At 47.0% G+C, this 20,546-nt stretch carries 21 protein-coding genes; 10 read left to right on the top strand and 11 right to left on the bottom strand.

Going from position 1 to position 20,546, the window contains the following annotated elements; genetic code table 11:
* Positions 1 to 235 precede the first annotated feature (235 nt).
* From MY523_RS15645 to MY523_RS15635, 3 genes are all read right to left on the bottom strand, one after another.
* On the bottom strand, positions 236 to 919 hold the full coding sequence (locus MY523_RS15645; protein WP_250655618.1) for a response regulator: 684 nt from the start codon (positions 917 to 919) through the stop codon (positions 236 to 238).
* A gap of 84 nt (positions 920 to 1,003) precedes the next feature.
* Positions 1,004 to 2,518, bottom strand: coding sequence for an ATP-binding protein (locus MY523_RS15640; protein WP_250655617.1), 1,515 nt, complete (start codon positions 2,516 to 2,518; stop codon positions 1,004 to 1,006).
* Between the two features lie 223 nt (positions 2,519 to 2,741).
* A complete protein-coding gene (locus MY523_RS15635; RefSeq protein ID WP_250655616.1) occupies positions 2,742 to 3,842 on the bottom strand; it encodes a hypothetical protein in 1,101 nt (366 codons plus the stop codon).
* A gap of 353 nt (positions 3,843 to 4,195) precedes the next feature.
* Here MY523_RS15635 and MY523_RS15630 point away from each other — a divergent pair, with 353 nt between their 5' ends.
* From MY523_RS15630 to MY523_RS15620, 3 genes are all read left to right on the top strand, one after another.
* On the top strand, positions 4,196 to 4,591 hold the full coding sequence (locus tag MY523_RS15630) for a phnA protein (protein WP_250655615.1): 396 nt from the start codon (positions 4,196 to 4,198) through the stop codon (positions 4,589 to 4,591).
* Positions 4,592 to 4,838: 247 nt separating this feature from the next.
* Positions 4,839 to 5,168 (top strand): hypothetical protein, encoded by a 330-nt coding sequence (locus tag MY523_RS15625; RefSeq protein ID WP_250655614.1) that lies wholly within the window; start codon positions 4,839 to 4,841, stop codon positions 5,166 to 5,168.
* A gap of 247 nt (positions 5,169 to 5,415) precedes the next feature.
* The gene (locus tag MY523_RS15620) at positions 5,416 to 5,943 is read left to right on the top strand and encodes an aminoacyl-tRNA deacylase (RefSeq protein ID WP_250655613.1); all 528 of its coding nucleotides are present in this window, start codon (positions 5,416 to 5,418) and stop codon (positions 5,941 to 5,943) included.
* 62 nt (positions 5,944 to 6,005) lie between these two features.
* On the opposite strand, the gene MY523_RS15615 is transcribed toward MY523_RS15620, so the two are convergent.
* The 7 genes from MY523_RS15615 to MY523_RS15585 all read right to left on the bottom strand — a co-directional run bounded on the left by MY523_RS15615 (position 6,006) and on the right by MY523_RS15585 (position 12,238).
* A complete protein-coding gene (locus MY523_RS15615) occupies positions 6,006 to 6,260 on the bottom strand; it encodes a hypothetical protein (RefSeq protein WP_250655612.1) in 255 nt (84 codons plus the stop codon).
* A gap of 48 nt (positions 6,261 to 6,308) precedes the next feature.
* Positions 6,309 to 8,405: an NHL repeat-containing protein gene (locus MY523_RS15610; protein ID WP_250655611.1), complete on the bottom strand. Its 2,097-nt coding sequence runs from the start codon at positions 8,403 to 8,405 to the stop codon at positions 6,309 to 6,311.
* Positions 8,406 to 8,492: 87 nt separating this feature from the next.
* Entirely contained in the window at positions 8,493 to 9,254 is a 762-nt protein-coding gene (locus MY523_RS15605) for a substrate-binding periplasmic protein (RefSeq protein ID WP_250655610.1), read from the bottom strand.
* A gap of 291 nt (positions 9,255 to 9,545) precedes the next feature.
* A complete protein-coding gene (gene nfo, locus MY523_RS15600) occupies positions 9,546 to 10,391 on the bottom strand; it encodes a deoxyribonuclease IV (RefSeq protein ID WP_250655609.1) in 846 nt (281 codons plus the stop codon).
* A 26-nt stretch (positions 10,392 to 10,417) separates the two neighbouring features.
* Positions 10,418 to 11,065, bottom strand: a complete 648-nt coding sequence (locus MY523_RS15595; protein ID WP_250655608.1) for a DUF4136 domain-containing protein — start codon at positions 11,063 to 11,065, stop codon at positions 10,418 to 10,420.
* A gap of 142 nt (positions 11,066 to 11,207) precedes the next feature.
* Positions 11,208 to 11,795 (bottom strand): methyltransferase domain-containing protein, encoded by a 588-nt coding sequence (locus tag MY523_RS15590; protein ID WP_250655607.1) that lies wholly within the window; start codon positions 11,793 to 11,795, stop codon positions 11,208 to 11,210.
* Between the two features lie 8 nt (positions 11,796 to 11,803).
* Positions 11,804 to 12,238 (bottom strand): hypothetical protein, encoded by a 435-nt coding sequence (locus tag MY523_RS15585; RefSeq protein ID WP_250655606.1) that lies wholly within the window; start codon positions 12,236 to 12,238, stop codon positions 11,804 to 11,806.
* Positions 12,239 to 12,381: 143 nt separating this feature from the next.
* Between MY523_RS15585 and MY523_RS15580 the strand changes: the two genes are divergently transcribed.
* The 6 genes from MY523_RS15580 (at position 12,382) to MY523_RS15555 (ending at position 17,556) form a co-directional block, all read left to right on the top strand.
* Positions 12,382 to 13,461 carry a DNA alkylation repair protein gene (locus MY523_RS15580; RefSeq protein WP_250655605.1) on the top strand — a complete coding sequence of 360 codons (1,080 nt, stop codon included), beginning with the start codon at positions 12,382 to 12,384 and terminating at the stop codon, positions 13,459 to 13,461.
* A 166-nt stretch (positions 13,462 to 13,627) separates the two neighbouring features.
* A complete protein-coding gene (locus tag MY523_RS15575; RefSeq protein ID WP_250655604.1) occupies positions 13,628 to 13,951 on the top strand; it encodes a hypothetical protein in 324 nt (107 codons plus the stop codon).
* Between the two features lie 18 nt (positions 13,952 to 13,969).
* Positions 13,970 to 15,100 carry an ABC transporter permease gene (locus MY523_RS15570; RefSeq protein WP_250655603.1) on the top strand — a complete coding sequence of 377 codons (1,131 nt, stop codon included), beginning with the start codon at positions 13,970 to 13,972 and terminating at the stop codon, positions 15,098 to 15,100.
* Complete coding sequence (locus MY523_RS15565; RefSeq protein WP_250655602.1) at positions 15,101 to 15,871, top strand: ABC transporter ATP-binding protein; 771 nt, start codon at positions 15,101 to 15,103, stop codon at positions 15,869 to 15,871.
* 39 nt (positions 15,872 to 15,910) lie between these two features.
* Positions 15,911 to 16,912, top strand: coding sequence for an MlaD family protein (locus MY523_RS15560; protein ID WP_250655601.1), 1,002 nt, complete (start codon positions 15,911 to 15,913; stop codon positions 16,910 to 16,912).
* A gap of 68 nt (positions 16,913 to 16,980) precedes the next feature.
* The gene (locus MY523_RS15555) at positions 16,981 to 17,556 is read left to right on the top strand and encodes a PqiC family protein (RefSeq protein ID WP_250655600.1); all 576 of its coding nucleotides are present in this window, start codon (positions 16,981 to 16,983) and stop codon (positions 17,554 to 17,556) included.
* A gap of 28 nt (positions 17,557 to 17,584) precedes the next feature.
* Here the strand turns inward: MY523_RS15555 and MY523_RS15550 are convergent, their stop codons facing one another.
* Entirely contained in the window at positions 17,585 to 19,231 is a 1,647-nt protein-coding gene (locus tag MY523_RS15550; protein ID WP_250655599.1) for an FMN-binding glutamate synthase family protein, read from the bottom strand.
* Between the two features lie 279 nt (positions 19,232 to 19,510).
* On the opposite strand from MY523_RS15550, the gene MY523_RS15545 reads away from it, so the two are divergent.
* Positions 19,511 to 20,536, top strand: coding sequence for an acyltransferase (locus MY523_RS15545; RefSeq protein WP_250655598.1), 1,026 nt, complete (start codon positions 19,511 to 19,513; stop codon positions 20,534 to 20,536).
* Positions 20,537 to 20,546 lie beyond the last annotated feature (10 nt).

Genomic DNA, 20,546 nt, shown 5'->3' with positions numbered 1-20,546 from the left:
CTCTGCCGCCCTGTTAGTTTACACCAACAGGGCGGCTTCTTTTTGTCTGGCACCTATTTCCTGTAATCTATTTCCTGTAACCTATTTTCTGTAATCTTCGCGACATCACTCCTTGTTCTGCCCGACCTGATGGTGCATAGCCTATTCAAAATTCGTTAAGTAGGCGATTACCAAACTACCGGATAGAAGAACGTTCTATGAAGCGGGGAATAGAGCTTGGGTCGAGTCGTCTTAATTAGTCTTCCGGGACTTCATATTTGTAACCGACACCATAAACAGAATGGATCAGCTCTTTTTCCGGGCAGACCTCAGCAATTTTCTTTCTGATTTTCTTGATGTGGCTGTCAATCGTACGGTCGCTGACTACGCGGTGGTCGCTGTAGATATGATCCATTAGCTGCTCTCTGGAATAGATCCTGCCAGGGGCTGAAAATAGTTTGCTCAGCAGCTGAAACTCTACGGCTGTAAGCGATACTTCCTCATTTTTAATGAGCGCTTTATAGCGGCTTTCATCTAAGGACAGAGTGTTTGATAGCGCACTTGTGTCAGTGGCAGGCTGGCTGCGCCTTAACACCGCTTTAACTCGGGCGACGACTTCCCGGGGGCTAAAGGGTTTGCATATATAGTCGTCTGCTCCCAGCTCCAACCCCAGCAATCGATCAATTTCTTCCACCCGGGCAGTGATCATAATAATAGGGGTATTGGAAAACTGTCTTATCTCTTTACAGACTTCCATGCCGTCTTTGCCAGGCAACATCAGATCCAGCAGTATGAGATCAGGTGGTGTTTGCTTAACAAAAGGTACAACGTCCATACCATTTGAAATAATAGACGTATTATAACCGGATTGAGTCAGGTAGTCGGATTCTATGGCTGCGAGCTTTGGCTCGTCTTCGACAATGAGTATTCTGGTTGGCATGGTATTACTCTCTCATCAGGGTATTAAAGTCTTTGGTCGAGGCTTTGATTGAGGCAGTAAGCCGAGTCGTTATAAGCCGTGCTGCTATGTGCACAGCGGCAGTTTTACGGTAATCCATAATCCTCCCATTGCTGAGCGCTTGGCAGACAGCTCACCTTCATGTGCCTTGACGATATTCTGACATATAGAGAGGCCTAGCCCGGCCCCGCCTAATGCTCTGTTTCTGGAGCCTTCGGCCCGGTACAGGCGTTGAAACAGTTTGCTTAGCTCGTCAGGTGGCACGCCAGGCGCTGAGTCCTTGAAGTGCAGTGCGATATGGCGGCTGCTTACCTCTTCAACAATTTCCAGTGTGCCAGGGGCATCCGTATAACGGAGGGTATTCTTAAGCAGGTTGCTGAATAACTGCTTCAGGCGATTAGCGTCGGCCTGACAAAAATACGACTCCTCTTTTGAGGGGGTATATAGAATGGTAATGCCCTTTTGTTCAAAGACCCTTTGGAAACCCTCAACGCAATCTGCTAATAACTCGCCCAAATAGAGTTTTTCTTTTTTGTAACTCAGCGCCCCTATATCTGACATTGATAGTTCATAAAGGTCGTTGACCAGCTGGCTAAGATGCTCGACTTCGCTGTGCAGTGATGAAATGGCGCTGGCTGACGACGCTCTAACGCCGTCCTGAATGGCTTCAATTTCGCCCTTTAAAACCGCCTGGGGGGTTCTCAGTTCATGAGATATGTCGGCTATCCACTGCTGGCGCGACTTTTCGTTCTCAGCCAAGGTATGGGCGAGGGTATTAAAGTCTTTCGACAGCTGCCCCAACTCATCATTAGAGGTAACAGGAATGACAGTATTGTAATCGCCACTGGTGAGTTTGCGGGTGCCTTGGGTCAGTTGTTTGATCGGGGTGACAAACTGGGCCGCAATCGGCAAAACTATCAACAGTGGAATCAGGATCATGACCATGGTGATCCAGCTAAACGCCTCAGTTTGTTGCTGTAGAAAAACTCTGTCTAATTCACCCGTCAGCTCTTTTTTCTGCAATTGACCCACATAACCAACAACCGTTCCGCCACTGGAAACCGGGTATAAGGTGACCTGATCCAGTTGGCTGGCCTGCCCGTATATTACGCGCTTATTATGGTCTAAGAGGAACGGCCTTGGTGTGCCCATAGATGTTGGCGATGGAGGAATGTCGTTCGCCTCCGGCCTTGGCGGAGCCTGGGATGTAGCTGGCGGACGAAAGCGGTTTCCGCCTTGAGGGTCAAAATGTGGAGGAGGCCGTCTATCGCTGTAGCTATCTCGTGCTCTATTGGCAAAGCCAGGGCTTCTCTGAGGAGGGGGTAAAGATATGCCCAAGGCGCTGGAGAACATCTCTCCCCAATAACGGCGATCATGCTTAACTCTGTCCCAGCTACCGGTTTGTTGCCACTCCCTGCTTAGTGCTTCAGCCAGTCGTTCATATTTGGGGCCTTCCTGAGCATTAATATAGGCGAGAAATCCGCGGTCAAAACTCCACTGCATGACCAGATACATACATATGACCAGACCGCTGGTCGCGACAAGCAGAGTGGTCAGAAGTTTGAAGCGAATACTGTTCATGTGTGCAACGGTCTAAAAGCTGAGGTGGACTTTCATGACTTACTATACTGCTTCATTTTTTTAATAAGAAGTGGTTGCAAGCGGTTTCCTTGTTATTTCCACATTTGATCGAATGTGAGGCCGAGACTGCCTGAGCCACAGCATCCTTTTCAGTAGTCCTAACCCGTTCAGCAGCCCTAACCAGTTCAGCAGCTATAATCTGTTTGATAGACGCTTAGAAGGACTAATAGAGCCGAGTTGTTAACTTACGGCTGGCATCTTTGGCGAATAGCATTTCCAATCTTAATGACACAAATGGATTTGGGCTAAAGTCTTCTGCTCTTTGGAACTCAATGCCGGGGGTTAGCTCATAAAACAACCAGTCTTTATAAAGCCGGCGACGGTAGGTAGCCTTAGTGTAGTAGTTGGTAATCCGGCTACCATTTTTCTCTTCGGTTACGACGCCTAAGGCATACTGAATGGCACGTTTGTCATCAACATCATGAAAGATAGAAAACTGTTCCAGCAAGCTGAATGTTTCTATCCGCTCTTGCCAATCGAGTGCACTGGTCGCGCGAAAGAGAAACTGCTCGGAAAGCCGTCGGTCGAAGTCCAGCTGTGAATAGGTACCAAACCCTTTGCTTTCGAATATTGATACCTCCTGTGAGTAGATCATTCTCCAGTATTCATTTAAGTCCCAGCCTCTGACAGCCCTGAAGCGTGCAAAAGGGTCGGGTGGCCATCGGGCCTTTACCCCCCAGTCGAAAGAGAGTCGGCTCCACTTTTCTGATTCAAACAGGTAACGAATTGAGCCATATAAACCGTCGTTGGCTTCCCTATCGGTACTTGGCAGCTCAGACAAGTTTCGCTCTTTAAGATCCAGCTCTTCGTCCGGATCGTTTTCAATAACCAGTCTGAGCTTTTCCTTAGTAACCGGGAGGTCAAGGCTGAGTTTAACGCGGGGTTTGAACTCGAATCCATCATATTTTGATGTGTCGAAATCAAAATAAATTTTCAGAAAACTTTTATTGCTGTCCTGATAGGCTCGGGTGTCATCCATAAAACTATCCAGATAGGCCCCGAGCGTTGATATGTCGTGCCCCCACTCAGTTCTTTGTTTCTCAACCCATTGCATAGAGTCTGGATTAAGAAATGGCTTAGTTGCTTCATCGCCTTGTTCGCTTTGCTCAGATTTCTGATCTGAAGCTTGTGCAGGATGTTCATCAGATGAGGCTTTGGCGCGCGCAGGGGCTGTTGTATTCGGGCTATCTGATGAGGCATGTGTCCACTGAATGTTTAACGATGAAGTAAACACAATAAAGAGTAATGGTATAAATTTTCGCATTAAGGGAAATACAGTCCTTTTTATTCCTATTCGCTCGCGATATGGCAACCCAGCTTAACCGACGCCATGGCAAACACTGTTAGACCTGGGTCAAAACGCCGTGCAAAGGCTCCATACTATTCAAAACACAGAAGTATTTACGCATTCCTAACAGTATAGCAATCGTTTATGAACGGCTAGCGAATCATTTACTAATACGGTTTTTATTTGTTATCTATTCACTGATATTAGTGGGTTGAACTTGGGACTCTTACATATTTGCAGCTATTATTTGAAATAGGCCATAGTGATGAGTGGCTAGGCGTTTCAGTGCGGTGGATTCTACTATTGGTGATGTCTGTAGAGAGTGAATTATGTCTAAGGGGCAAGAGAAACATCAAAAGCGTGTTAACGAACTGCTGATGCTGGGGAAAGACTTAGCCCGAAGGGCTCATTCGAAATGCGAGTTGTGTGCTGCAACGGGGGTTAGTCTGGCAGCCTACGAAGTGCCACCAGTGCCTGCTGAGCCGGATATGGATAAGACGTTGTTCATATGCGCTGTCTGCTCGGCGCAAATTGATAACCCCGGAAAAATGGATCCACATCATTGGCACTGCCTCAACACATCGGTCTGGTCGACCACGCCTGTTGTTCAGGTGATGGCTGTTCGCATGCTGGAAAGGCTTGTAGATAGTGAAGGCTGGGCGCAAGATCTGTATGACCAATTATATCTGGAACCGGAAATTCAGGCGTGGGTCGAAAACGTCTAATGCATTGGGTGCTACTCCCTCTGTGCCGTTAAATGGGGTTGTCGGTCTTCTTTTTTCTTTGTCTGAACTTTTGGTTGAACTCTCGGCTGAACTACGTGCCGCCTTGTCAGGCTATTCGTCCTGATATTTCCAAACCATCTTAAAACGGTATCTCTTCTTCTTAAATGGTGTAGAACCATACTGCAGTTAAATGGTCACATACGTTGGAGTGAGTGATTTTAATTTCAGCTGTTAGAAGGAGGAAGTGATGAAAATCTTAATCCGGAATGTAGTATCTGTAGCGTCTGTGCTGGCTATTTCGCTTTTGCCTGCGGTGGTATCAGGGGAGTCTCTGGCGGATAGAAAATCTGATACGGCTGTTGAAACATGGGGCAGCCATGAAGCTGAGCTAGAGCGCGCGATTTTGACTGAAAGTGTCGAGCCTACTGCAGCCGGTGGTATAAGCCATGATGGTGTTGCTGGCTCACAGGGAGATTCAGGTACGATGTCACATAGACAAGGCATGAGTGAAGATCATGGCATGAAAAAGTACAAAAGTGCGTATGAGTACAAGAGGGAGGTCTTTGGAACAGACTAGTATCAAGTAGTTGAGAGGCCGAGTTAGTGTTGGGTGATGTGGTGATTTAGGTCGTCATTACCTGCATGGGATGCTCGTAGCTGGTACGGTGTTAAGAGGAGTATATGCTGGCTTGTTAATAGAAGATAAAAGTCTTTCGGTTGCTGCTCTGATGTTCGCTGAAAGCGTGTTTTTTGACTACTTTTAGGACGTGGAGTGATCGAAACTCAGAGCGCATTGACTAAATAACGCAGAGGGGGTGAGAATTATGCCTTTTCAGAACTTGTTAGATTATTTGAATAGCCATCAAGCGAAGTACTCTATCGAGGTTCATTCTCCAGCATATACCGCGCCAGAGGTCGCTGAGCGCGTTCATATACATGGTATCAACATGGCTAAGGTGGTGGTACTGAAAATTGATGAGAAACTATCTCTCATGGTCGTGCCTGCTCATTACCATGTAACGTGCGAAGCACTGGCCGACGAGATCGGTGTTCATGCTGTTGATATCGCCTCGGAAGCAGAGTTTAAATCCAGTTTTCCTAATTGTGAACTGGGTGCGATTCCTCCCTTTGGTGAATTGTGGAATATGGATGTGTGCATGAGTACCGCTTTTCATCAGGATGCTGATATTGCATTTAATGCGGGTAGCTGGTCAGAGCTTATTCGGATGCCTTGCATGGAGTATATAAGAATCGCTTCGCCAGTGCTGGTAGAGCGTGGTGCTCAGGTTCCAGGGCTGAGTGCGAAAAAAATTGCACAACGCCACGGGCGGATGGCAATTCATCTGCATTAATAAAAGACCCTTTTTTCTGGTAGGCTCAGATATTACATGAGTCTGCTTTTAAAAAGAGCTGTTTAAGGCATGATGGGCGGCGTCGCTTTCCGGCGAAGCTTGTGGTGTGCCTCGACGATCTCTTTCTCCCGGAGGGGAGATTGTTGTAGGGTTGCTTTGTGTAGAAGTGACTCGATGCGGTTTAGACTATCTTCGTCTACTTCGTTATCACTTATATTTCCTTCTGCCGTAATACCGTATTTCTTAAGCCTTTTTTTCGCTGCGGCTTCCAGTATCTTCATAATAATCTCTCGCTTCTGGTTAATCTTTGCCTGCACTAACGTTTCCGGGGCCCAGGTTGCAGGGCCTGGTTTATAGAGTCGGTATCATAGCGTGTATATATGCGCTTGATTGGTCGCACAATCCGGGACGATCAGTTTGCTCTCGCCGTCAGTGTGGCCGTCGTTGGTGTGGTCAGCATTGCCGATATTGGTATTTTTGTCACAGGCATTGGTGGCATGCAACAGGTAGGGCATCCACAATTGCCCTGTATTGGGGGTTGCTCCCAAGCCTGAAAATGAACTCAGGTATTGCCCGGTGTGAGTGAAAACTTTGAGTGACCGGTTTACTAGGTCATTGACGACTAAATACTGTCTGGTTACCTGAATGCTGGTGGGCAGCAGAAAGTTGTCGTTATCAGTGCCATACCCCTGTTGGCCAAACTGATAGCGGTACTCTCCGTTGCTGTTGAGCACTTGAATGCGGTTGTTCATTTGATCCGCAACGTAGACATTTCCCTTATGATCAAGTGAAACATCAGAAGGGCAGGAGAACTGCCCGTTACCGCAGCCATGCTCGCCATAAGTATTGATAAAACCAATAATACCGTTTTTTGATATGCGCCAATGGGCAATTCGGTGGTTGCCCGAGTCTGCAATATAGATATCGCCAGTTGCATCGTTAACGGCCATACCTTGAGGCTTGTTTAACTGCCAGGGCTGGCTACCATGTCCTCCAAAAAATGAGAAATGAACCAGATCGTCGAGATAAGGGTTATATTGCAGCACGCTTATAAATCCAGACAGGTAATTACTCACCAGAAACAGCGCAGTACCGGGTGCTAGCTGTCCAGGAATTGCAACGGGAGAGTGAAACGCCTCGACTCCCAGCGCTCCAGGGATCAATGGAAAAAGGCTCTCCGCTTCTGCCGCCGTGTAGGGCTCTGAAATATTCGCCCGTTTTACTTGCCGGTTAGCGCTATCTAACAGCCAGGCGTCTTCGCGGGTATTCTTAATCCGTGATGTCGGAGCAAAGCGGTTATTGAAAACCATGCCTGCCAGCCTGTTCCAGTTTTGAGACCAGGCGTTAACGCTATCGAAAAACCACTCCACAGGCTTAAATGGGTTATAGACGGGTAATGGGGTAAAGCCACGCTGCTCGGTAACGGATTGTTGAGCGGGTGATACCGGCTTTCTGATCGCTTCGGTAATGGCAGAAGTTACAAAATAGAGTTGGCCAGGGTTATTGCGCGCAGGCCCTGATACATACTCAGGCACTGCCATCGGTGCGTTATCGAGCGCCAGATAGCGGCCCACTGTGGCCAGTATCGGCTCCGAAACAATAATATGCTGGTTGCTTTTAGGGTGGGCAACAACCTGAATAGGGGCAAAAAACTCACCGAGCGGAAGCAGCGCTTCACCATCTAGCGAATAACGGTTGATATGATTGGCTGAACCGCCAGGGACATACAGTATATTGTTGATGACGGAGACATCGCGGCTGAGCTCTAGGTCATCAATCTCGGGTGTGCCCGTTGCTGCAAAGGGCACACCTTTGCCTGACAGGTCACAGCGAACGATGTTATAGAAACCGGTGTTGGCGATATAAAGGTTACCATCATTGTCGCTTGATATTCCTTGAGGCCACAGTAAGCCCGGGTCGGTCGCGCCCTGTATGCTCTGAATGTCACTGATAAAATCACCGTTTTCGGTGAAGATTGCCACTCGACCACCGCCCTCGGCGTTAACAAAAAACTCATCGGCCACACAGAGTTTCCCATCGCAAAACGTAAGTCCGTTGGGGCCTTGTAGTGGTAGGTGAGCTTCTCCCGAATCGCCAAAAACCTTAATCGTCGAAAGGGTTAAGTTCCTGCTGTATTGTACTATCTGAACTCGGCGGTTAGCGAGATCGGAAATGTATATCCAGGGTTTCTCAGGGTGATGAAGCAAGCGGAAAGGCATATTAAACTGCCCTGGTTTTTTGCCAGGTTCGCCGTATACCTTTACCACCCTTGTCATATCAGGGCTCAATATCACAATCCGGTTGTTACCGGTATCGGCAAGCCACACTCGCTTGAATTGGTCGCAGCACAAGCCTACGGGTGAGTTAAAGGTGAATGTTGGCTGATCGGCCAGTTTAAAAGGCGTCCGGGGGACGGGTAGATCAGCATTGCTACCAATACTGTGCTGGTATTGAATTTCCATATCTCGTTCCTGTTGCTAAAGAGTCCCGGCGGAGAAAACCGTTGCGACCCTGAAACGCGTTGCACTGGGAACTTTTTGTTGCCCGCGCTATTGCTGAGGTGGCCAGTGACCTTCACTAAGCAGTTCGTTATAGGCTGTTACCAGCGCCTTTAGAAGTTGTTGGGCATGTTTGGTCTTCTTGGAGACAACAAAACGCGCCTCCAGTGAAGAAATACGATTATGCTTCAATGCCTTGATAGGTATCTCTTTTAGCTTGTTTTTCATCGGCCCTGAATAGTTTAGCAGATAATCACAGCGGTTAAATTTAAGCATGTTAACGGCTTGGCTTTGAGTGAAGGAACGACACTCCGTGACGTTATTTATAGGGCTTTGGATATAGTTAATCCACCCACCGTAGCTATAGCCGTGCAGTGTGATGATGCGCTTTCCAGACAGATCCTCCTTGCGTCGTATGGGCTGTTTGTCGCCAAGCCAGTAGGCGTTCAACTCAATGGTTGCAACGACAGGCTTACCTATATAGGTGGTATTTTCGAACTCCGGCAGAGTTGATAGCCCGATCCAAAGATCCAGGTCCCCATTAACGATATCATTTGCCATCCTTTTGGTCGGCCGAGAGTGTGCAGCCCAGCGATATCCAGCTTTGGGGATAACCATTTTTGCCAGGTCAATCAATAACCCTTCTGGATTCCCTTCTTCATTGGTAGAAAATACGGGGGGGAACTCAATGTAACCAACTGCAATTTCTTGAGCTTTGGCCAGATCGCCAGCGCTTGCAAACATAGAAGCTACCGCCATGTAGCCGATAAGAAAGGTGGAAAGGCGTTTTTTCATTACTATTGCTACACTCACAATATTTGCCAATATTGCCGAAAATGCTAGATGCATGCAGCAATATTGGAAGTTTACAAACTCTTCCTTTATAAAAAGGCATATTGAAGCGAGCAATGTAGTCGCTGGAGGCAATAGGCCAAATTGAAAACTGCTCTATGTTTTCAAGTGTTAAGTTCGATTTATTAACAGCTAAGCACAAGATTGTAACATCTCAGGTCATCGACTTTACACCAAGTGAAACCTTCTAACGTATTATTTTTGTTAGATAAAGATACCTTTATGCAACATTGTACAGTTTCACAGATTACACTATTGTACTGAAAATTGCCTTAACATTTGTATTTCATCAGCCCAAATTGTTTCGTCTATGGTCTCCAATACCAATGGAATATTACTAAATCGTTGGTCACTCATGATAAATCGAAAAACGTCCAGGCCAATGTGCCCCTGGCCTAGGCTGTGATGTCGGTCAAGGTGACTGTCGTAGTCGCCCTTAGAGTCGTTAAGGTGCATGCCGCATAAATAGTTGAACCCGACTACACGGCTGAATTCTGCAAATACGGCTTCACAGCTCTCAATCGTACGGAGGTCATAGCCTGCGGCGAAGGCATGGCAGGTGTCCAGACAAACCCCCACCCTGGTTTTGTCATCAACCTGTTCGATGATAGCGGCCAGCTGCTCAAACCGGTAGCCCATATTGCTACCTTGTCCTGCCGTGTTTTCTATAACGGCCGTCACGCCTTTAGTCTTTTGCAAAGCGATGTTGATTGACTCGGCAATTCTTGCAATACACTCTTGTTCAGATATCTTTCTCAGGTGGCTGCCGGGATGAAAATTGAGATAAACCAGCCCTAGCTGCTCACATCGTTGTAGTTCATCAATAAACGCGGCTCGTGACTTCTCCAGAGGCTCTTGCTCAGGGTGGCCCAAGTTAATCAGATAACTATCGTGTGGTAGAATTTGTTCGGGCTTAAAACCATGAGTTGCGCAGTTGTCTTTGAAGGCTGAAATAGATTGTTCGGTCAGGGGTTTTGCATTCCACTGCCGTTGGTTCTTGGTAAAAAACGCAAAGGCTGATGCATCTAATTTTGCTGCATTCAGAGGGGCGTTTTCCACCCCTCCAGCCGCGCTGACGTGAGCGCCGACGAACTTCATCTGTGTATTCCTGTTTAGTGATCGCGTTACTTAGGTGGGAATTTAGCAAGTAGTTTTGCAATAACTTTGTTGATTAGCTCGTCCCGTTGTTGCTGGTTGGGTTCGTCATAGGGCAAGCGCTTGTCGCCCGTCGCTCGCCAAATTAACTTGTTGTGGTCAGGTTCAACAAAGTCGATGCTCATTGAGCCTTGAACATAACGGTCAACGACGGTTTCATTCACCGGATTTACTTCCATCGTCATCGCGATGCCGGTGTGATAACGCCCTGCATAACCATAACCGTAGCCACCAACTGTTTGATAGGTTCTCGAGTAGCCGTCATATACCTTCTGGGTTTCGACATCAACCTGATTTTTTGCAGACACATGGTAGTTGACGAGAAAATCAACCACGCCTTCTTCTTTCTTGATCATGCCTTTTTTTGCCAACTGCTGATCGATCATATAGCGGATATTGGCGTCTAGCAGCTCGTCAATCTGTTCCTCATTTTTGGCACCGTTTTCTTCTGATGCTTCTATGGCCTTGCCCGTGTGCCAGCGATAGTACTTGAAATCTTTAAAGTTGGTTGCCTTACTGTATTCGGTTTCAATTTGCAGCTTGTTTCCACAGCCTGAAATAAACAGCGACACCAATAAAATGGCCAGGATGTTCAGATGTTTTAATGGGGTGTTCAATGTTCTCTCCTTTATGCTAACTCTGGGTTCTAGGGGGCTAGCGTTTCCAGGTTGGTCATTACTAAAATTGTTATCATGATGCCAATCAGAACGAGAGTTCTTATCAATCGGCATCGTTTGCATGAGGTTGTCATGGTGTGCTTTAACTGTTTGTCAGGTCGGTGCTTTTGTTTTTGGGGTTTTGCATTGGTTTACGGCAGACAATTTGAGCGATGGCCCTGTCAGGGTCGGATAAAATGCCTTCAAAGTAGTGTAACGTTTCCCATTCATTAAACCAATCTCTTAGCTCGCCCGTTTTAAGAAGAAAATCGGGGTTATCAGGGCGGCCAAACTGCCTGTTTTCGATGGTAAATGTTTCGTAGATGATGATCCCGCCAGGCAAAATGGCATGCTTTAATGGTTCAATCAGAGGTCGGTGCAGGTAACGAAAAACCAGTGCTGATGAGAACGACCGCCCTTTAAACGGTGTGGTGCCAGGTTTTTCCAGGTCAATATGCCAGAGTTCATTGTCGCTGGTGGTGCTTGATAGAGACTCAGTCACCTTATCGAGCAGGGTCTCAGATTTATCGGCGAAGGTCACTGGCAGCCCGTTGTTGGCCAGAAATAACCCGTTTCGCCCGGCTCCGCAGGCCATATCGAGAATGTTGCCGTGATGAGCCGCCTGTTTTAGCTGGTCAAAATACTTTTCCAGCAAACGGGAGTGAGCGCTATTTTTACAGTGACCGGACATGGATCGTGTTAGCCTTTGCTGTCGTGGAATGAGTTGATTCTGCGGCGATGAACGATGGAATAATAACGAATATCTCCGGGCGCGTGAGAGATAATGGCCGATATAACAACGATGGTGATCAGAACCAGCTGGTTGATGAGCATATTGCCACCCAGAAACATAAGCAGCAATAACTTAATATAAATGACAATGCCCCTTATCTGAACGAGCCACAAAAAGTTCGATAAGGCATCAATCGCTACCATAGCAACACCGGTAGCGACCGCGGCATACCAGTACCAGACCCATTGGCTGAATGGGACGTTGAACAGTACTGCGCCGCCAACACCAATGACGCTCAAGATGTGAAGCGTTCTTAGTATTATTTTTAACCAGCGTTTGCCCGGAAAGTCACCTAAAAGAGAGAGCTTTCTCGGCATGAGTGAATCCGTCTTTTTTCTCATTGAGCATTCCTAAACTAAGACTGTGGCGGGTTGGTGCAACGTCCAACACGGCTTAACGTCAGCGGGGCAAAGCAACTGACAGGCAGTTGTCAGTTATATGCGTAATCATTATTGTAAACCAACATCATACAAGAGACGAACCCATGGCAGAACCGCTAAAAAACGCCTATAACCTGAACTATATTGAACGCTTGGCCGATAGCATTAAGCGTGCATGGCCGCCGTTTGATAAGCCACTGTTTGTTTCCAAAGTGCTTGACAGCCAATGGGAAAGCAAAGAATTAAAAGCACGTATGCAACATATTTCGCGCATGATGCATGAGTGCCTGCCGCTGCCTTTTGAGCGGGCGGTTAATATCCTGCTGGCAGCAAGCACTGAATTTGGTGGTTTTGAAGGGATGTTATTCCCGGACTATATAGAGCAGTTTGGTGAAGATGAGTGGGACTTGTCTGTGTTAGCGCTTGAGCAGCTCACCCAGTACTCGAGTTCTGAATTTGCTGTGAGACCCATGATCTTGCGTGACGCCCCAAAAATGATGGCGATCATGCTGAATTGGGCATCACATCAGAATTATCATGTCCGGCGTCTTGCCAGTGAAGGTTGCAGACCACGACTACCTTGGGCTATGGCGTTACCTGAGTTCAAACGCAACCCGGATTTAATATGGCCCATTATTAACCAGTTAAAACAGGATGACTCGCTTTACGTCAGACGTTCAGTGGCGAATAACTTAAACGATATAGCAAAGGACAATCCGTCAGCGGTTATAGATTGGTGTAAAGAGAATATTGGACGACATCGCGACACTGACTGGATCATAAAACATGGATGTAGAACGTTATTGAAACAGGCCAACCCTGAAGTGATGGCGCTATTTGGTTATGCGCCTGCATCACGGGTTTCAGTTGATGAGGTGGTGATCAAAAACAAGCGGCTGGCAATTGGCGATGATCTTCTTTTTAGTTTTGGAGTATCAACAGATAGAAAGGCATTGTCTAAATTGCGAATTGAATATATCGTTGATTACGTTAAGGCAAATGGGCGGCACTCGCCAAAGGTGTTTATGTCGTCTGACTCAGAGTATGCCGAGCGCAAACTCTCATTTGAGCGAAAGCACTCTTTTCGACAAATGACCACCCGCAAACACTACCCGGGTGTGCATAAACTATCGATTCGTATTAATGGCGAGATCAAACATACCCAGGCGTTTGAACTCTATTAATGGGACCAATAAGATGATGATGGTACCTAAAAACTCATTGGTTTAGCAGTAAGGACACTGTGAACCGCGAATAAAGGTCTATACTGAAAGCTAAAACCTGTTAATAATGCGTGCTTAGGCTTGTTTAATTTGGAAACACTAAACTCTTCACAAGGAGGTACGTTACGTGTGGCATAAATTTGTTTTTTTACCTGTAGCCCTTATTCTGTTTGCTCTAGGTGGTTGCAGCTCGGTCACTCACTCTGAGTCACTCATGGTTGCTCGTTCAGACAAGCATGGAGGGGGCGTTAAGGCCATTCGCCACTTGCAAAGGGGGGATGACCAACAGTGCGAGATTAAGGTGACACAGAAATCGCCTGTGCAGAATGACCTTAATTCTGAAATATGGATGGTGTTAGTCTGTGAAAAGCTCTATCAATATACGGTCACATTTGAACCGCAAACTGAAGATCGTTACAAAGTTACGGCAACCCGATTTTTAGACCCATAGATAACATTGGAGGAATATGTGACAGAGGAAGTCGTCACTTTTCACCGCCACAAAAAACATACCCTTCGGGTTCTGATCAAAGGAGATTGGAGTATCTCCTTTGGTCTGCAAAATACCGATCACTTTCTGGCCCACCTAAATGAGGCATCTGAAACCACTCACCTGATATTTGATACCCGTAAACTGGGCGAGTGGGATAGCTCTCTCATTAGCTATCTGGTTACCCTCAATGCACTATCTAAAAAACAGGGCATAAATGTTGACGTGAGCGGGCTGCCAGAGGGTATTGTCCGCCTTATTGCGTTGGCGGAAGCAGTACCTGAACGAGATGGCGTGGCGAAGCAGGCGGCGAAGCTCAATATCGTTGATAACGTCGGGCAGGGCGTTATTGGAGCTATTAAGCAGTCCATGGCGTTTATTACCTTTTTAGGTGAAGCGATACTCTCTTTAGGGCGAATGATAAAAGGACAAGCGGTTTTCAGGCGCCAGGATCTCTCTATTTTCCTTGCGGACACAGGCCCTTCATCGCTGGGAATTGTCACACTTATTAGTGTCTTGATTGGTATGATACTGGCCTTTGTGGGGGCTGTGCAGCTCGAGAAATTTGGTGCAAGCATCTACGTTGCCAGTCTCGTGGGCCTGGCAATGGCAAGAGAAATGGCACCGATGATGACGGCTATCATTATGGCCGGTAGAACCGGAGCTGCTTATGCCGCCCAATTAGGCAGCATGCAGGTTAACGAAGAGATTGATGCGCTAAAAACAATGGGTGTTTCGCCGGTGGATTTTCTGGTTTTGCCTCGCTTGTTGGCGCTTATTGCGATGATGCCGTTATTGACTATATATTCAAATATGATGGGCGTATTTGGCGGTGCTCTAGTCAGTATTATTATGCTTGATCTCACCTGGTCTATGTACCTTGAACAAATGATTGCTACGGTACCGCTTACGCATTTTTTTATCGGTTTGATCAAGAGTTTGATTTTTGGTGTGCTGGTTGCGTTGTCTGGTTGTTATATGGGAATGAACTCCGGCCGCAGTGCCAGTGCTGTCGGTTTGGCAACCACCAACGCAGTGGTGATGGGGATCGTACTGATCATCGTGTTTGACTCGCTAGTGACGATTGTCACGACTGTTTTTGGGGTTTGAATGATGACACAAGAAAGCCCTCATATTCGCGTGCGAAACCTGACTCTGAAGTATGGCGATAAACTGATTCAGCAGGACTTGAACTTTGATGTCGGTCGCAACGATATATTTATTATTATGGGAGGGAGTGGTTGCGGAAAAAGCACCCTGCTGAAACATATGATTGGCCTCTATCAGCCGGCAGAGGGGCAGATTTTTGTTAATGATGATAGCTTGTGGGAAGTATCAGGGACTCAGCGGCAGTCCATGATGAAAAATTTTGGCGTCTCTTATCAAGCTGGTGCACTTGTAAGCTCGTTGACGCTGTCTGAAAACGTTGGTATGCCATTGGAGCTGTATACTAACCTGCAACCAAAAGAGGTCGCGGAGATTGCCAGTTTAAAACTATCCATGGTTGGGCTCGCAGGTTTTGAAGACTACTATCCATCTGAAATAAGCGGCGGGATGCTAAAAAGAGCTGCCTTGGCCAGAGCGATTGCGCTTGACCCTGAGATTCTTTTTTTTGACGAACCCTCTGCCGGGCTCGACCCTGTCAGTGCTCGTCTGCTGGATGATCTTATTTTGGAGTTGAGCGATACCATGAAGTCCACTATCGTGATTGTGACACACGAGTTGGCGAGCATATTAAGTATCGGAACGAATTCGGTATTTTTGGATACCGACACCAAAACCATGCTGGCTACCGGGAATCCAAATCATCTGTTAACGCACTGTGAGAATGGCAAAGTCCAACAGTTCCTGAGACGGGGGGAAGCGGTTAATGTGGAATAATTTAATGTACAGGTTTGCTATTGGGTTGGCGGGTATTTTATGTCTCAGCAAATGAATGCAAGAGCGATCGGACTATTCACGATCGGCGCGATTGTAAGTGCCGTCATTGGTATCTTATTGTTTGGTTCGGGCGATTGGTTTAAGAAGCAAAACCGCGTTGAAATGGTGTTTACCGGGTCAGTTAAAGGGCTTGGTGTAGGCTCGTCAATTACCTATCGTGGTGTCAGAATCGGCGAGGTCGAGTCTATTAATATTAGCCTTTATGAAGACGAGAATAATATTAATATCAGAACGGTAGGCGTGATTATTCAGCAACAGCCAGGTAACAGCTTATTTAAATTCAGTACGGATCATGATGAGATTCTTCGAACACTGATTGCGCAGGGCGTTCGAGCCCAGCTAGTACAAGAAAACCTGGTCACGGGGCGTTTGCAAATTCAGTTTGAATTTTTTGAAGACCGGCCAGGTTATGCGCCTCCAAGTAAGTCTGGTTATATTGTTGTGCCGACGGTGCCCAGTGAAATAGAAATTTTTGGTGAAACGTTGAGTAAGTTAGTCGAACAGTTTGGTGATTTACCGATAGAGGATATTTCCAATAATCTCGCCGCGGTGGCTGAGGGCATGAATAACATTGTGAACTCTGAGGATGCCCGTCTGTCGATGCGAAACCTTTCCCAAAGCCTGCAACACCTGAACAGTTTGCTGAGCGAACTGGATGAAGAGAAAGATGAAATAACCGGTGAGCTTATCGCGGCGACTCGGGCAGTTAAAGGTATGGCTGACTCAGTGGCGTCAGCGGCAGACAGTAGTCAACCATTGCTGATTGGGGCCGCCAGCTCATTGAAAAAGCTTGATCAGTTACTGGCACAATCAAGCAGAACATTATCAACGTATGAAAAAATCGTACAGCCAGGATCTGAGCTTAGTGTGACGCTAGTGCAAACACTGAAATCGTTTGATCGAGCCTCAGAACAAGTACGGCAATTAGCAGAAACGTTACAGCGAAACCCTGAATCAATTTTAACTGGCAAACAACGCTAGGCGTTACTGACAGGGTTAGATGACCATTAAACGATGGCGAGACGCTATAGATATCTGGAGACAGTATTATGAGGCAAGTGCAGGTTATTGGGTTGGTTCTTTCGCTGCTGCTAATGACTGGATGTGCAACACCCACACCTTCCGCTAAAAGTGAGTTCTACCTGCTATCTTCTCCGTCATTGCCGCACCGACAGATCGACTTAAATGCTGATCTTGTGGTGATTGGCCCTGTGACGATTCCTGATTACCTCAAGCGCACCTCGATAGTGACACTCCAATCAGATACTCGCTATGATATTGCCAAGTTAGAGCAGTGGGGGGGAGACTTGGAAGGAGAGATACAGATGGCATTACTGAAAAATCTTTCTGCGATTGATTCCAAAAAAGTATATGTCCAATATTCAGGGCTTGCGAGCACGGCTGAGGCTTATAATCTTAGAATTGATATCTTGAGATTTGATGCAGAGCTTGGTGGGGTGGCCCGGCTTGAAGCCTCTTGGGCATGGCTGGATCAGGGCCGCAATGTTGTCTCTGCCGGATTATATTCAAAAACCGGCAACGCAGGAATTACAATGGAACAAGCCGTTGCGGCACAAAGCGAGCTGCTAAAGCAGTTATCGCAAGATATATTCGAAGCGTTGTGAGGAATAACTCTTGGCAAGCGCTATGAGGTTAGTGCGACAGATGTTCTGACTCCTCCGGCGTTAAAATGTACTGGTCTTCGACATAGAACTGTTCTGAGCGGCTACGCTCCCACCACTGCTTCCAAGGCTTGCCAATGAGTTGGTTCTCTAATAGCTCCCGTGGTTTTAATGGCGGAATTAAACTCCCCACTGGCATTAATAACCCACTTGCCGAACGTCTTTTGATCATTTGCGGTTTTAGTTTTGCCGGGTCGTCTAACCCCATGCTTCCAACTAACTCATAAAAGTTTTTCAAGGTGTTGTGGTGGAAGTTTTTCACACGCTCACTTTTCTCGCTTATGTTGATGGCTTTTGATCGAGCCGGGTCTTGTGTGGCAATACCTGTAGGGCAGCGGTTGGTATTACAGTGACGGGACTGGACGCAACCCAGCGCCATCATCATGGTACGGGCTGCATTAATAATATCGGCCCCCACTGCAATTTTGGTGAGGACATCAAAACTGGAGGCTGTTTTTCCTGAGGCGATAATCCGGATTTTATCTCTTAATCCCACTCCAACCAGTGCATTATTTACCAGGTAAACGCCTTCCAGGCAGGTCATCCCTAAGCGGTTGCTGAACTCAACAGGTGCTGCGCCCGTACCACCTTCAGCACCATCTATAGTAATAAAGTCCGGCGTGATACCGGTTTCCAGCATGGCTTTACATAAGCTGAGAAACTCTGCCGGATTGCCAACGCAAAGCTTAAACCCGACCGGTTTTCCGCCACTGAGGCTGCGTAGTCTTTGCACAAATGACAGTAGTGCGATAGGGGTGGTGCACTCGGGGTTAACAACAGGGGATATGCAGTCTTTTTCCATTGGAATATTGCGTATATCTGCAATCTCTTTGGTAATTTTGGCTTTGGGTAAAACACCCCCGTGACCGGGTTTTGCCCCTTGGCTCAGCTTAATTTCGATCATCTTTACCTGAGGAAGCTGCGCTGTTTTTGCAAACCGCTCGGGATTAAACTTTCCTTCTCCATCGCGGCAGCCAAACAGCCCGGTGCCAATCTGCCATACGATATCGCCGCCATGCTCCAGATGATAAGGGCTTACACTGCCTTCACCGGTATTTTGATAGCAACCAGCCTTTTTTGCACCGAGGTTCAATGCCTCAATCGCACGGGAGCTTAAAGAGCCGAAGCTCATGGCCGAAATATTCAAGTATGAGGCTTCATATGGCTGAGAGCATGCAGGCCCGCCGACCGATATCCTTTTGGCTTCGTCCCGAATATCTTTAGGCGATAGCGAATGCCATAGGCTGAGATAATTGTCCTTCATCAGGTCCTGCTGTGTACCAAAAGCAATGGTGTCACGCACGTTTTTTGCCCGCTGGTAAACCAGTGACCGCTGCTCACGGTTAAACGGGGTTTCTTCGGTATCACTGGCAATAAAGTATTGTTGGATCTCCCCCCGGTATGATTCAAGAAAGTACCTGATATAGGCAACTACAGGGTAGAGGCGATTGAGATTATGAGAGCTGATATTCAGGTCGTAAAACCCAACGGCCGTGTAGGTCAGTGTTGATATGAACAACACCACGCTGAGGGGGGCACCCGATTCACTCCAAAAATAGAAGGCACCGAAATTACCGATACTGGCAATAAGCCAATAGACGACCTGCATCGCAGTCATTCTGTTTCCTTGTCTATAGTTAGGGGGATTAACAGCTTGAGAGCTTTGCACGACTACTGCGCTTACAAATTCATCGTTAAAAAATGACTCAAAATGCTCATTTATTCCAATAAACTGCGCTTTTTCGTCATTTTTTGCCTTGTCTTTGCTTCGCTCATAACATCGTGCAAAGCTCTCAGCTTAATACTAGCCTGTTTATTGTTGTTTCAACAAGTAGGGAGATATAATCCCGCTAATTTCAATTCGAACCTATGGCTATAAGAGATAACTAATAACGCTATGTCTGAGGTGCGACCGTCAATATTCTACATTGATCTACTGCGTTTTATTGCTGCGATTGCTGTTGTTGTCATTCATGTATTGGGGCCATTCAGGTTTTTGTATGGTGACATTAGTGACTCGGACTGGCTTGCCGCGATGGGTTACAACAGCATCAGCCGTTGGGCGGTTCCTGTTTTTATGATGATCAGCGGGGCGCTGCTGATATCAGACCATAAGCCGTTTGATTGCCAGCGTTATCTGACCCGCAGGTTGGGTAAAGTGGTGATTCCTTTTGTCGCCTGGACGCTAATATATGCATTCGTCGGTGGTTTTGAAGGGTATAGCTGGAGTGAGGCTGCAACGGTTAAGCTTCTACTGGAATCAACCAATGAGCCCGTCTGGTATCACTTGTGGTTTTTCTATGATTTCATCCCGCTATATTTTGTCATTCCGCTGTTGGCGCTTGTGCTGTACCAAATGCGTTCCGAGCATGTGAAGCTTCTGCTGTCTGCCTGGGGGCTGCTGACGCTAATGCACCTGCTTAAGGTTGAAACGCCGCTAAGGCAAAATATTGTACTCTATTCGGGCTACCTGGTATTGGGTTGGTATCTGTTTAACCGTGATAATCGCCCCGAGCTCAAGTACTGGGTAGTGGCGGGCGTTGTCTGTCTTTTGTTGAACGCCTTTGGCAGTGCTTATTTATCCTTCACCGATGGCAAGTATCGTGCATTTTTTATGGGATACAAGTCTCTCAATACGGTGCTTATCGCCGGGATGCTATTTGTGCTGGCGCAATGTTATGCCGAACGCATACAAGGTCGTTTGCGGGATGTGGTGTCTATTGTCTCCAGATATAGTCTTGGGATATATCTGGTTCATCCGTTGCTATTGATCCCGGTGCGAAAGCTGGAAAACGGCGTGTATGATTTTTTTGGCTCAAACTGGTTGGCCATTCCGCTGATCAGCTTGCTGGTTCTGATTGTCGCACTACTGGTTACGATGATACTGGCAAAGTTGCCGTTCGCCAGACGATTAGTGCCCTAGGGGGTTGATC

It is taken from the genome of Alkalimarinus coralli (assembly GCF_023650515.1).
Taxonomy (GTDB): Bacteria; Pseudomonadota; Gammaproteobacteria; order Pseudomonadales; family Oleiphilaceae; genus Alkalimarinus; species Alkalimarinus coralli.
Note: the sequence above shows the minus strand (reverse complement) of the source record. Positions and strands in the feature narration are given on the sequence as shown.